Genomic DNA, 13593 nt, shown 5'->3' on the forward strand with positions numbered 1-13593 from the left:
GCACAAGGAGATACCATGTTTTACAAATCAAAAGCTACCTTAGCAGTGGCGGCCGCCATTACTTCTTTTTTTTCAACTTCTGTATTTTCGCAAGACGCAATCGAAACGATCACAGTGACCAGCAATAAAATTGAGCAATCAATTGAAAATGTTTTAGCCACTGTAAATGTTATTACTCGTGACGATATCGATAAAGCGAATGCGCGTGATTTACCCACTTTATTACAAAGCCTAGGTGGCATTGATATTGTCCGTAACGGCGGTCAAGGTCAAAATACGAGCTTGTTTATTCGTGGTGCTAGCTCTAGCCACTCTTTAGTGTTGATTGATGGTATCCGTGTCGGCTCAGCTTCTTTGGGTTATAAATCATTATCGACTGTGCCGCTTAATTCAATTGAACGCGTTGAAATCGTGAAGGGCTCACGTGCTGCTTGGTATGGTTCTGACGCATTAGCTGGGGTCATCAATATTATCACTCGCACGGGTGATAGCTCATCAGTGGCATTTACCAGTGGTGCGGATAATTACACCGATTTGCAATTTTCAGGTGCCCTTAACGGTGAGAATTACGCTGTTGTCTTAAATGCGGGTGCTGAAAAAACCGATGGTTTTGATGTAACAACCAATCAAGATTTAGACCGCGACGGCTATGAAAATCAAAATGTGGGTATTAATGCGCGTTTTCAAACCGCTGACTTTGGTGAATTCAAATTCATTACGCAATATAGCGAAGGTGAAGTTGAATATGATAGCAGTGGCGACGATCTTCAAGAATTCGAAAAGTTTCACACTTTATTAGGTTGGACAAAATCCGTGGGTTCGTTTGATCATCAATTGCAATTGAGTCAAAGCAAAGATAAAGAATTCAATACGATGCAGGTTCCAACAGCGTGGCATAAGCCGAGTAACTATCAAACTAATCGTGAAGAAGCCAACTATCAGCTCGCTGTTAATGTTAATTCTCAATGGGATCTAGCTGGTGGTATCGATTGGAACCATGAAGATTTAAGTGACTCAGTCAATGCATGGGCTGGCCCAGAACAACCAAAATCAGGCTTTACCGATGAAACACGTGACAACTTAGGTGTGTATGTGGGCGGATATTTTGATTCGCAAGCTTTGAATGTGAACGCGGTTGTACGTCGTGATGATAACTCTGATTTTGGGGTGAATAATACCTACAATGTAGCGGTTGGTTTGCCTGTTTCTGATATTGGTATGTTTAGAGCCACCCATGGCACAGGTTTTAAGGCGCCGACATTTAACAATGCCAGTTCAATTTGGGGCACAAACCCAGATCTACAGCCAGAAGAATCAGCCAATACTGAGCTTGGTTTTAATCTGAATTTAGCGCAAGGCCAGTTTGATGTTGCGGTATTTAAAAATGATATAGACAACCTTATCCAGTGGGTACAAGGGCCTGAAAATGTCGCTAAAGCCGTCTTTGAAGGGGTTGAAATCAGTGGTCAGTTTAGCTTATTTGGATTCGACAACAATGCGAACTTTACTTACTTAGATGCTAAAGATGAGCATACTGGTACGCAGTTAGTCTTACGACCTAAGCATGCGGTGAATTGGACAGTGTCAAAACAAATTGATGCTTTATATCTTGCAGTTGAAATGCAATATCGTTCAGATCGTTTAAGTTATTACCAAACGCCGTTGCAGTCATATACGCTTTGGAATGTCAGTGCAAACTATAACATTGTTGACAACATCAAACTAAATGCGCGTTTAGAGAATGCATTTGATAAAGATTATGTCACTAATGTGGCGGGAACTAACTGGCAAACAGGTGAAATCACCTCTAATTATGTGGGGGCGGGTCGTCGCCTTTATGTTGGAATCAATTATAGTTTTTAATTGATTGAAAGATAAAAAACCCCATGGCGAGAATACGCGATGGGTTTTTTTTATTTATTTCTTTTAAACGTTAAATGCCCACCCAGGCGATATTTACTGCCAGGCGAAACTAATCGGGTAAAACTGACAATGCCATTTGATGACCAAGTGCGGCGGATCACTTGTAAACACGGTTCTTCATTGTAAAGGGCGAGCCAATTACACATTTCAGTGTTGGGGCTGATGGCTTCCACGGTATGTTTAGCTTCAGTCAGAGGCGCTGCTTTACATAAATATTCATGTGGTGTTGTTAATTCAAAATCTTGTTGTAAATAATCAGGTGCAAATTCTGGGTTCACAAAGCGCTCTTCCACTTGCAGAGGGATTTCATTTTCGAGATGCACTAAAACCGAATGATAGACTTGACTATCGATTTCAACACCTAAAGCAATCGCAATAGGCGCAATGGCTGACATTGACTCAAGAGTAATGGGTAAGCAGCTGTATTGGCCGCCGCGCTCTTTTACTTCATCGGCAATATTGCGAATTTCCAGTAATGAGGATTGTGACTTAAAGCTGGCAACAAAGGTTCCCAAACCCTGATTACGGGTTAAAACACCGGCCTCACAGAGTTCAGTTAAGGCACGGCGAGCGGTCATGCGGCTGACAGAGAACTGTTCTGCAAATTCATTTTCAGATGGAATTTTAGAGTGTTCTTCCCATTGCGCTGACTTAATTTTGCTAATAATGTGTTGTTTTATTTGAGCAAATTTAGGTTCCAACATAATAGGATTTCCTGTGTTTAATTGGCGAACTTGCCATATACTTGAAGCTTAGTTAACAAAGATGACACAGAGATCTTGTATATACAAGGCGTGTTGTTAGACTTGATTAAATTATTTTTATTTTGGATTTCTCACATGCATATTTTCGATCAGGTCATTATTGACGTGAACCTTGCGACGCTAGATAACACGGTTGATGCCGCATATGGCGCTATTACGAACGGCGCTATCGCGTTAAAAGACGGGAAAATTGCTTGGTTGGGAAAGCAGCAAGATTTACCTGATTTTGATGCGTTATCGACACCTGTTTTATCGGCGAAAGGTAAATGGATGACGCCGGGCCTCATTGATTGTCATACTCATTTAGTTTTTGGTGGTTCAAGAGCGCAAGAGTTTGAAATGCGACTACAAGGTGTTTCTTACCAAGAGATTGCCGCACAAGGCGGAGGCATAATCTCAACCGTAAAAGCCACGCGCAGTGCAAGTACAGAGACGCTTTTTGTGGCTGCTAATAAGCGCTTACAGACCCTTTTTAAAGAGGGGGTGACGACTGTTGAGATCAAATCAGGTTATGGTTTAGATCTTGAAAATGAGCTCAAAATGTTGGAAGTGGCGCAGTTGCTTGATCAACATCACCCGATAAATGTGCAAAAGACATTTTTAGGTGCCCATGCTGTTCCACCTGAATTTAAAGACCGAGCGGATGAGTATATAGATTATGTATGCGAGGTCATGTTACCTGAGGTCGCAGAGCGAGGCTTAGCAGATGCTGTTGATGCTTTTTGTGAAGGTGTAGGTTTTAGTAATGCACAAACACGACGTGTCTTTGAGAAAGCAAAAGCCTTAGGCTTACCTGTTAAGCTTCATGCTGAGCAGTTGTCTAATTTAGCTGGTGCGCAGCTGGTGGCTGAGTTTTCTGGGTTATCTGCCGATCATATTGAATACTTAGATGAATCGGGTGTCAAAGCAATGGCCGATGCGGGTACTGTGGCTGTCTTGTTACCTGGTGCATTTTATGTGTTAAGAGAAACGCAGCTTCCCCCCTTAGCGCTCTTGCAGCAATATCAAGTACCAATTGCGATTTCGACAGACTTTAACCCGGGTACGTCACCTATTTGCTCATTAAAATTGATGATGAACATGGCATGTACTCTTTTTAGGATGACACCCGAACAAGTGCTCGAGGGAGTCACTAAGCATGCCGCAGCGGCACTTGGTTTACATGACCGCGGGATACTAAAAGTGGGCATGAATGCCGATTTAGCTTTATGGGATATTGAGCACCCAGCAGAGCTTGCTTATCAGTATGGAGTTAACCCTTTGTCTGATCTTTGGATTGAAGGGCAATCGATGGTCATTCGTTAATTGTCTGTTCATGATTGGTTAACGTTGTAGATCTTATACTGATACTTTTGTACAAGCATCGTTTGAACGTCTAACTCTAAGTTGACGGCCAACATGCCAACGTGCATCTATACATGCAACATAGTTTGAATAGGAAGAAACATGAGTCTTTTGAAATGGTTCACAATTACTGCGTTAGGCCTCTGCTCTTTGGGGTTATCGGCAAGTGAGCAGCTAAATGTTTTTAACCCTACAAGCTTTGTTGCTGGTATGTTATTGATTTCTTGGTTGTTGTGTACGCAACTGAATCAGGGAGTAATCACTCGAGTCTTAAATATAGCCGCGGGGGTCACATCGCTGGCTTTTTTGAGCTTTCATAAAATAGAACTCATCGCTTTACCTATTTTCGCCATTATTGCCGAGTTAATTTTTCAGCTAAAAGATAACCGACGGTATAGTCAAAGTGCTGTTGCAGGTTATATCGCTTTGGGCTGCATGTTGCTTGTTGCAATTGGGGTGGTTGGTTTTTCACTCAGTATTGATTATTTGGCTTTGGGGCCAATCGCATTTTTCTTATCGCAATGTTTATTAATCGATTTGAGCATTAAACAGGATGTGACCACTTCGACAGACACCCATTTGCCTGAACCAGTAATCCAACATGATGTTGTGCCTGATCGGGCGATACTCAAACAATGCTTAATGGCACAGTCTCGTTTGACGAGCTGTCAGCTAGTGCTGTTTAAGTTTGATGGTTTTAGTGACATTAATCATAAGCTTGGGCATGAATTTGGTGATTTGTTATTGGTTCAGCTTGTTGCTCGCATTAAGGCAGTCTTGAGTGACGAAGCACTTTTAGTGTTGAGTCAAACCCAAGATTTCAGATTTGCTCGCCTTAACAGTGTTGAGTTTGCATTTATTGTTAAAGACTTATCTCAGCAGTATCGTTATCAACAATTAATAAATGAGCTTGCCCGTATTTCAAGTCAACCAGTGATTATTAAGGGCTGTACGCTCAATACAGAGCTAAAAGCAGCTATGGTGCCGATTGCTCAAACGCAAGAGCCTATCGATGCAGAACAAACTCTTAAACACGCGTATTTAGCACTTGAAATGGCGGTGAAGCAGCAAGCAACCTTTGTTGATTACCATGCAGAACTGTCTGATGCGCGAGAAGCGCAGTTAGAAAAAATTATGCGTTTATCGAACGCTGATTTTAACCAAGAATTTGAGTTATATTTCCATCCAGTCATTGATTTAAAAACCAATAAGGTTTTATTTATCGAGTTATTATTGCGCTGGCAACACCCAGAAAAAGGGCTGCTTGATGCGGCTGCATTTGTGAATGAAATACGCATGGCAGGATTATCATACGAGGTAACACGTTGGGTCTTGGAAAAAGCAGCAGAGATCTCGTTAATGCTTAAAGTCGAAAACATACAAGTACCAGTCAGTGTGAATTTATTTGGCCCTGAACTATTTCAAGACGAAATGGTTGAGTACTTGGCTGAATTGATCGCTGTCCATCATTTAAACCCTAAATATTTAATTATCGAATGCCCTGCAGGCGTTTTGCTTGATTTAGAAGACAAAGGGGCGGCGATATTGAAAAGGCTCAAGAATGTTGGCACACCGGTGTGTTTAGATGATTTAGGGGTCAGTCCGTTATTGTTAACTCAGCTACCTAAATTAACATTGCACTATGTAAAACTAGATGATGTTTTGATTGCTGAATTTAGTCAAAATACTAATTCACGTAACCTTTTGCGTGGCATTATCAGTATGTGCAACAATTTAGATACTAAGGTGATTGCAGAAGGCGTCGCCTCTAATGTGCTACTTGAATTTGTAGAAACCTTAGAATGCGACGGCGCTCAAGGGTATTTATTTGCTCGGCCTTTAAGCGTTGTTGGCATCACTGCTTGGTTAAACCAGTGGCAGCATAAGTTAGATGCCGAACAGTTGCCATACTAAATAAGTGTGGCTAGCCAGCTTGTTTACCCATTAAATATGCATACACCAAGGCGCTTAAGATTTGCCCTGCTTCATTCATTCCTTGATTGAGGCTCACTGGGTGAGTTTGAGGTGCGGCTTCACACAAATGTAAATATCGACTCAATGGCAACGTTGCCATGTTATACACAAATTGCTCAGCTTCACTGACACTAAAACCGCAATTTGTAAATGCACTCACCGGCATATGTGAAATGCTGTCGACATCAACTTCAATCCCCAATGGCAAGCCTTGTTTTATCGCTTTTGATTTAAAGCGGCTGCAGCTGTCCTGCAAAGTCAGAGATTGGCGCACTTTAATAGCCTGATAGGAATCAAAAGTGAAATGTGCTTTTTCTAGGGCGTTAAAAATAGCTTCATTGTTTTTCAGCTCGTGCAAACCAATGACATGATAATTGCTAAGATAGCCATTTTCATAGGCATAACGGAACCCATTACCGCTGTGACGACCTTCCAGTGAACGAAAATCAGCATGTGGGTCGAGATTAACCGCGTTGACTTGAGAATGTGTACTGCTCGCAAGTGCTTGTAATAAAGGATAGCTATTGTTATGGCCGCCGCCAATTACAATTGGTTCGAGGCCAGCATTAAATATTGCAGTTAATACGGGCTCTACAGCATCATCAACCTCGCCGCAAAGTTGTCTTAATTTACTTAAATCTTGAGTTGAGCGTGCATCAAGGTTTATACTTTGAGCCTGAATACTGGCAACATCGATTTCACCGAGCAGTAAGATTTGCTCACTAGCAAAAAAGCGGTTTGCCTGCATATTTAAAAAGCGACTCAAAAATGCTTGCCAACCTAACTCTGAGCCACCATTCCCACAATTTGCCCGAGGACCAATGTCTTCAGGAATACCAACTAAGACATATTTAATGCCAAATTGAGCGGCATCATTCAGAGCTTGATTAAAATCGACTTGGGTATTGATAAAAAAGAGAGATTGGCCAATTTTCTGCTCTCCTTCACGGAGGCTGAAAAATGGCGCAATATCACTTTCTGAATAGATGTTTAACTTGTAGGGCATAATTTAGCGAAGTTCTGAATCAAGCTCGTCTTCAGAATCAAAGTCATCTTCAGAGTCAAAGTCATCGTCATCTGCTTCAAGGTCTTCACCTGAGATTATAATCCCCGTACTATCGGCATAGATGTAATCATCTTCGTAAAAAGAGACGCCAGCAAAGTTTACTGGGACTGAATATTCACCATTATTGTTATCATCTGCACCGACAGGAATAGACGCAATAGCTTGAATCCCTATGTCGAGTTCATCTAACTCATCAACATGTCTGACCGCACCGTACACGACAATGCCTTCCCAGTTATTTTCGAGTGCAATTTCTGCGAGTTCAATATCAATGAGTGCTCGTCTTGTTGAACCGCCGCCATCAATTAACAGCACTAATCCTGTGCCATCATTAGCTAGTGCATCACGGATCAGTTGGTTGCTTTCGAAACATTTGATGGTTTTTATTTGTCCGCCAAATGAAGTTCTGCCACCAAAATTCACGAACATAGGTTCGAGAACATCGACTACTTCGGCAAATTGGTCACATAACTCAGATGTATTGTATTGCATGAGCTGATCCTTAGGTGTTAGCTAATGAGGTTGTGTCTCAGTATACATTTGTCTGGACGCAATACAATCAAATAAATCCCGATTTTCGATAGAAATATTAATGTCTTGAAATCTTCATGTAATTGTTACTTGACCCAATTAGGCTTAAGTAAAACACAAGGGAGTGAGTCATGATATTTGTCAAAATCACTGAGTTGGACCACGCAATTTTTCGTGGGCTATTTAAGCCAAACGCCCCAAAATGGTGGCAAATTTTATTTGTTAACCTATCAAAAACTGGCGATGGCTACGTTTATATCGCGTTTGCTGGGATATTACTCTACCTCAACAGCCCGCAGTCTTTGAGTTTGCTCAATGTGTTACTGCTTGGCTTTCTGATTGAACGTCCTTTGTATTATGCACTTAAAAATGTATTTAAACGAACGCGGCCATGCCATTGGCAGGGAGGGATATCGTTTATCATTCCCAGCGATCAGTTTAGTTTACCCTCAGGTCATAGTGCCGCCGCCTGGGTGTTTGCCGTGTCCGTGGCTTGTTTTTTGCCTCAGTATGAAGTGTTGTTGTTTACTTGGGCGAGTTTGGTGGCTTTATCACGAGTGATGTTGGGGGTGCATTACCCTTTAGATATCGTGCTTGGTTCATTTATGGGTTATGGATGCGCACACTTAAGTATGCAAATCACAGGAGTGTTATGAAAATTTTATATGGAGTACAAGGGACTGGTAATGGCCACACCACGCGTGCAAGAGTCATGGCCAAAGCGTTCGAGCAGCATGATGTCGAAGTTGACTATCTCTTTTCTGGCCGAGAGGCATCTGACTATTTTGATATGGAAGCATTCGGGAACTATCAAACAAGGACAGGTCTTACATTCGTTACTCAAGCGGGGAAAGTAAACGGTTGGCAAACCGTAAAACAAGCAAAAGTTAAGCAATTTTTTAAAGATATTAAAGAGCTTGATTTAAGTGAGTATGATTTTGTTTTCAATGATTTTGAGCCTATATCTGCTTGGGCAGCGAAAAAACAAAAGGTACCAGTCATTGGCATGAGTCATCAAGCGGCATTTTTGTCACCTAAAGTACCAGTGATAGGGAGCAATATTTTAACACGTACCATGATCCGTAAATTTGCACCTGCTGATTTTTATTTAGGAGTGCATTGGCAACCTTTTGCTAGCAATATTATTCCTCCTTTTATTAGTCAGGATCACCATGCAAGTACGCCAATTACAATCAAAAATAAAGTGCTTGTTTATCTTCCGTTTGAATCATTGGGCAAAGTGGTTGAATTGCTTAAAGGTTTCCCACACTTTGAATTTTATTGTTATCACCCAGACGCTCAAGAAGAGTCAGTGACGCATATTCATTTACGAAAACCGTCTCGTAGTGGTTTTTTAACCGATTTATGTAGTTCAAGCGGTGTGATTGCCAACGCCGGATTTGAGCTATCTAGTGAGGCACTTTGTTTTGGTAAAAAATTATTGCTAAAGCCGTTAGAGGGGCAATTTGAGCAAAGTTCTAATGCGTATATGTTAAGCAATATCGGTTTGGCAAAAGTGATGCAGTTTTTAGATCCAGATGCACTCGAAGATTGGTTGCTTATTCCAAATAGAGAGCAAGTAAACTTCCCGTCAGATCCCCACCCATTAATCGAATGGCTTAAGCAAAAACAATGGCATGATATGGGCCATTTAAGTGCTCAGTTATGGCAGGACGTGAAATTATAGCGCCCCGAATTCGCAGTTTTATCAGAGCCTTCTATAATTTATCTAATATCAATAAAACAGGTTAGAGTGCTATGGATTTGTTACAGCGATTTTCAATTAAGCTGCGGTTACAACTAAATGCTTTGGTCATTGCGATCGCCATGATTGTTATGCTGGCTGTATTGATTTATGAAACGAACAGTATGGCCAAATTAACCGAAGCGATTAAAGTCACTGAAGAGCTGAGTATTACTCAGCTTGAGTTACGTAAACACGAAAAAAACTTCCTGTTTTTTAAGTCAGAAGACGAATTAGCATTATTTTCAGAAAAATTCAAAAAGCTAGAGGATAAGTCTGCCAGATTAAATCAAATTTTATCTGATTTAAGTTATGACATTAGTGATATTAAAAAGCTAGATAGCTTAACTACACAATACAATACAGTTTTTACCGAAGTTGTTGAGCTACAAAAAACAATCGGGCTTCACCCTAAAGATGCACTTTATGGGCAACTGAGAGCCGCAGTGCATGAAGTCGAAACGCTACTCAAAGAGCAAAGTAATTTTGAGTTGCTCAGTGCGATGTTGCAATTAAGACGAAATGAAAAAGACTTCATGCTCCGTTTGGATGATAAATACTTAGCAAAATTTAACGATAATGTAGCGAGCTTTTCAAAAGCAATTGCACAGAGTGATTTACCTTCTGATTATAAAACTAAGTTAAATGGATTGCTCAAAGTGTACCATCAAAAATTTTCTGACTTAGTTCAGGCGCAACGAGCGTTAGGGTTAACCTTAGAAAGTGCCAAACTGGGTGAGTTAACTGCAAGTGCCAATGATAATGATGAGTTTATTCAGGGTCTAGTAAAGCTTAATGAGCAACGTATTGATGATGGCCTTGCTGCGGCTAAATTTTTAAGTATCGCTGTGTTCGTTGTTGCCAGTGCAATTGTGATGTTTTTGGTTTTCTTTACCAGCAGATCCATCATTACACCGATTAACAAAGTGTGTGAGACCATTAATAAAATACGTGGCGAAAATAACCTGACTATTAATGTGAAGTCGTCAGGTCAAGATGAAATATCAATCATGACCGATGATTTTGACAGTTTGATTGGTGATTTCAAGACCCTTATTTTCGAAGTGAATACGGCGCTGGGTATTTTAGGAGTCGCAACAGAAAACTTAGCGAACACGACAGCAGCAACCAGTGATGGGATGAGAGAACAGTTACACGAAGCGGATATGGTGGCCACTGCGGCGACACAAATGCAAGCCACAATTCAAGATATCTCTTTTAATACTGAAGCAGCCGCTAAAAAAGCAGAAACAACCAATGAAAGTGCCTTAGCCGGTAAAAAAGAAGTTGATTCAACCGTTGCGCAAATATCGCAATTAACTGACTCATTAGGAGGCGCGTCAGAGGTTGTTTCTTTGCTCGAAAAAGATGGCGAAACAATCGGCTCAGTATTGGATGTAATCCGTGCAATTGCTGAACAAACCAATTTATTGGCGTTAAATGCGGCGATTGAGGCTGCTCGGGCGGGTGAGCAAGGGCGAGGATTTGCAGTTGTTGCAGATGAAGTGCGCTCCCTTGCACAAAGAACGCAAGATTCAACTCAAGAAATAGAAGGCATTATTCATACCTTGCAACAACGTACTCAAGAAGTGGTGAGTCTTATGAACAAATGTCGTACTCAAGGTGATGAAAGTGCCAATCAAGCCAGAAAAGCCGGTGAGTTGTTGGAATTCATTACTGAAAATGTGCAGACTATCATGGATATGAGTACTCAAATTGCCACAGCGATAGATGAGCAAAACTTAGTCGCTTCTGAAGTAAATAAAAATGTGGTTCGCATCAGAGATATTGCAGAGCAAGCCGCGAGTCACTCAGAAACAAATGCTCACACCAGCGAAGAGGTTTCAGAGCAAGCTAAAGTACTCCACAGTGCGATAGCTAAATTTAAAGTTTAAAGGGTTTTAATATTAATCAAGGACTCTCTAGTGGCATTGCTGCTGGAGAGTTTTTTTAAGTAATCTTGCCAAAGAGCCTCTTGGTTATTGGCTAAATGCTCAAAGTATTGCCAGCTATACAATCCTGAATTGTGCCCATCATCAAACACTAACCGTAATGCATAATGACCCACAGGGTTAATTTTACTGATAACGACTTGTTTTTTGTTGGCGACTAACGTTGCTGTTGCAGGGCTGTGGCCTTTCACTTCAGCAGAGGGAGAAAGAACCCTTAAAAACTCAGCACTAAAACTGACCATAGCACCATTATCAAAATAAACATCTAAGGTTTTGGCTTGTTGATGATAATGCACTTTGCGAACGAGCATGAAAGGTTCCTATTAAAGCAATGTTCAAGGGCTAAGGTTTGACCCTTAGCCCTTTAAAAATTAAAGAATGAAACGGCTTAAATCTTCATCTTCAACCAATGCGCCTAAATGTTTGTTAACAAACTCAGCGTCAATGCGCATATGTTCACCTGATTTTTCTGAGGCATCAAATGAAATTTCTTCCATGAGTTTTTCCATCACAGTGTGTAGGCGGCGGGCTCCAATATTCTCAGTTTTCTCATTTACACGCCAAGCAGCTTCAGCAATGCGCTCAATTGCATCGTCACTGAATTCAACTTTGACACCTTCTGTGCCCATCAGTGCATGGTATTGCTCTGTCAAAGATGCATGAGGTTCAGTTAAAATTCGTTTGAAATCATTAGCGGTTAGAGCTTCTAATTCAACACGAATAGGCAGTCGGCCTTGTAACTCAGGGATCAAATCTGAAGGTTTTGACATCTGGAATGCACCAGATGCAACAAATAAAATATGATCAGTTTTAATCATGCCGTGTTTTGTGGTGACGGTTGAACCCTCAACCAGTGGCAGTAAATCACGCTGTACACCTTCGCGACTTACGTCTGGGCCTGATGAGTCGCCGCGTTTACAAATTTTGTCGATTTCATCAATAAATACAATGCCATTTTGCTCAACTGCGTGTATCGCTTGCTCTTTTAACTCTTCAGGGTTTACTAAGTTTGCAGCTTCTTCTTCAATTAACAGCTTAAAGGCATCTTTAATTTTCAATTTACGTTTGGCGCGTTTATCAGAACCGAGGTTTTGGAACATGCTTTGTAATTGATTAGTCATGTCTTCCATTCCAGGAGGAGCCATGATTTCAACGCCCATAGGCTGCTGGGCAATATCAATTTCAATTTCTTTGTCGTCTAACTGGCCTTCGCGAAGCTTTTTACGAAACACTTGGCGCGTGGAAGAATCACGTGTTTCTTGGCTGTCTCCCCAGTTGTCTTTTGCGCTAGGTAATAAAGCTTCTAAAATGCGTTCTTCAGCGGCTTCTTCAGCGCGGTGTTTTACCTTTTTAGTATGTTGTTCGCGAGTCATTTTGATTGCGATATCCGCTAAATCACGGATGATCGTTTCAACTTCTTTCCCCACATAACCTACTTCAGTGAATTTAGTCGCTTCGACCTTAATAAAAGGCGCATTGGCGAGCTTGGCTAAGCGGCGGGCGATTTCAGTTTTACCTACACCTGTTGGGCCAATCATTAAAATATTTTTTGGCGTAACTTCGGCACGTAAGTCTTCAGGTAATTGCATACGACGCCAGCGGTTACGAAGGGCGATAGCGACGGCTTTTTTGGCGCTTGCTTGGCCAATAATATGTTGATCCAGTTCGTGGACTATTTCTCTTGGGGTCATCGCAGACATGTATAAATCCTCTTAAAGCTCTTCAATTGTGTGGAAGTTGTTGGTAAATACACAGATATTACCTGCGATAGTTAAGCTTTTTTCAGCAATTTCTTTGGCGCTTAATTCTGTATTTTCAAGAAGTGCTGTTGCGGCTGATTGGGCAAAGGCTCCGCCGCTACCAATTGCGATTAAATCGTTTTCTGGCTGAACAACATCACCATTACCCGTAATAATAAAGGACGCGGTATGGTCGGCCACGGCTAGCAATGCTTCAAGTTTGCGAAGGGCGCGATCGCTTCGCCAGTCTTTGGCCATTTCAACGGCAGCTTTAGTTAAGTGACCTTGATGCATCTCAAGCTTGCTTTCGAATCGTTCGAATAATGTAAATGCATCTGCAGTGCCGCCAGCAAACCCTGCGAGTACTTTGCCGTTATAAAGACGACGCACTTTACGTGCATTGCCTTTCATGACTGTATTTCCAAGTGAGACTTGACCGTCTCCAGCGATGACTACTTTGCCTTCTCGGCGAACTGACACAATCGTGGTCATAGTTATTCCTTAAACGCGAGTGGCAGTGATGCCACTCGTTTATTTATCTTAAGGAGGGAGATGG

12 protein-coding genes are annotated in these 13593 nt (G+C 41.4%); 6 read left to right on the top strand and 6 right to left on the bottom strand.

The window, feature by feature from the left end; all coding sequences use genetic code 11:
- The first annotated feature begins 15 nt into the window (after positions 1-15).
- Positions 16-1863, top strand: a complete 1848-nt coding sequence (locus PULV_RS16320; RefSeq protein ID WP_193332255.1) for a TonB-dependent receptor domain-containing protein — start codon at positions 16-18, stop codon at positions 1861-1863.
- A 50-nt stretch (positions 1864-1913) separates the two neighbouring features.
- Here PULV_RS16320 and hutC read toward each other — a convergent pair whose 3' ends face one another.
- Positions 1914-2627: a histidine utilization repressor gene (hutC, locus tag PULV_RS16325; RefSeq protein ID WP_193332256.1), complete on the bottom strand. Its 714-nt coding sequence runs from the start codon at positions 2625-2627 to the stop codon at positions 1914-1916.
- 135 nt (positions 2628-2762) lie between these two features.
- On the opposite strand from hutC, the gene hutI reads away from it, so the two are divergent.
- Positions 2763-3992, top strand: a complete 1230-nt coding sequence (gene hutI, locus PULV_RS16330; protein WP_193332257.1) for an imidazolonepropionase — start codon at positions 2763-2765, stop codon at positions 3990-3992.
- Positions 3993-4133: 141 nt separating this feature from the next.
- A complete protein-coding gene (locus PULV_RS16335) occupies positions 4134-5945 on the top strand; it encodes a GGDEF domain-containing phosphodiesterase (RefSeq protein ID WP_086744194.1) in 1812 nt (603 codons plus the stop codon).
- A gap of 10 nt (positions 5946-5955) precedes the next feature.
- Here PULV_RS16335 and PULV_RS16340 read toward each other — a convergent pair whose 3' ends face one another.
- Both PULV_RS16340 and rraA read right to left on the bottom strand, forming a co-directional pair.
- A complete protein-coding gene (locus PULV_RS16340) occupies positions 5956-7011 on the bottom strand; it encodes a formimidoylglutamase (protein WP_193332258.1) in 1056 nt (351 codons plus the stop codon).
- A 3-nt stretch (positions 7012-7014) separates the two neighbouring features.
- Complete coding sequence (gene rraA / locus PULV_RS16345; RefSeq protein WP_086744196.1) at positions 7015-7563, bottom strand: ribonuclease E activity regulator RraA; 549 nt, start codon at positions 7561-7563, stop codon at positions 7015-7017.
- A gap of 170 nt (positions 7564-7733) precedes the next feature.
- Between rraA and PULV_RS16350 the strand changes: the two genes are divergently transcribed.
- The 3 genes from PULV_RS16350 to PULV_RS16360 all read left to right on the top strand — a co-directional run bounded on the left by PULV_RS16350 (position 7734) and on the right by PULV_RS16360 (position 11241).
- Complete coding sequence (locus tag PULV_RS16350) at positions 7734-8258, top strand: phosphatase PAP2 family protein (protein ID WP_086744197.1); 525 nt, start codon at positions 7734-7736, stop codon at positions 8256-8258.
- Positions 8255-9289 carry an MJ1255/VC2487 family glycosyltransferase gene (locus PULV_RS16355; protein ID WP_193332259.1) on the top strand — a complete coding sequence of 345 codons (1035 nt, stop codon included), beginning with the start codon at positions 8255-8257 and terminating at the stop codon, positions 9287-9289. The genes PULV_RS16350 and PULV_RS16355 overlap by 4 nt, the downstream gene beginning before the upstream one ends.
- A 71-nt stretch (positions 9290-9360) precedes the next feature.
- A complete protein-coding gene (locus PULV_RS16360) occupies positions 9361-11241 on the top strand; it encodes a methyl-accepting chemotaxis protein (protein WP_193332260.1) in 1881 nt (626 codons plus the stop codon).
- On the opposite strand, the gene PULV_RS16365 is transcribed toward PULV_RS16360, so the two are convergent.
- Genes PULV_RS16365 through hslV form a run of 3 tightly spaced genes read right to left on the bottom strand, consistent with a single transcriptional unit; the run spans position 11238 to position 13529 of the window.
- Positions 11238-11609 carry a gamma-butyrobetaine hydroxylase-like domain-containing protein gene (locus PULV_RS16365; RefSeq protein WP_193332261.1) on the bottom strand — a complete coding sequence of 124 codons (372 nt, stop codon included), beginning with the start codon at positions 11607-11609 and terminating at the stop codon, positions 11238-11240. The genes PULV_RS16360 and PULV_RS16365 overlap by 4 nt on opposite strands.
- A gap of 60 nt (positions 11610-11669) precedes the next feature.
- The gene (gene hslU, locus PULV_RS16370; protein WP_086744201.1) at positions 11670-12998 is read right to left on the bottom strand and encodes an HslU--HslV peptidase ATPase subunit; all 1329 of its coding nucleotides are present in this window, start codon (positions 12996-12998) and stop codon (positions 11670-11672) included.
- A 12-nt stretch (positions 12999-13010) separates the two neighbouring features.
- On the bottom strand, positions 13011-13529 hold the full coding sequence (gene hslV / locus PULV_RS16375) for an ATP-dependent protease subunit HslV (protein ID WP_193332262.1): 519 nt from the start codon (positions 13527-13529) through the stop codon (positions 13011-13013).
- Between the last annotated feature and the right edge of the window lie 64 nt (positions 13530-13593).

The organism is Pseudoalteromonas ulvae UL12 (genome assembly GCF_014925405.1).
GTDB lineage: Bacteria > Pseudomonadota > Gammaproteobacteria > Enterobacterales > Alteromonadaceae > Pseudoalteromonas > Pseudoalteromonas ulvae.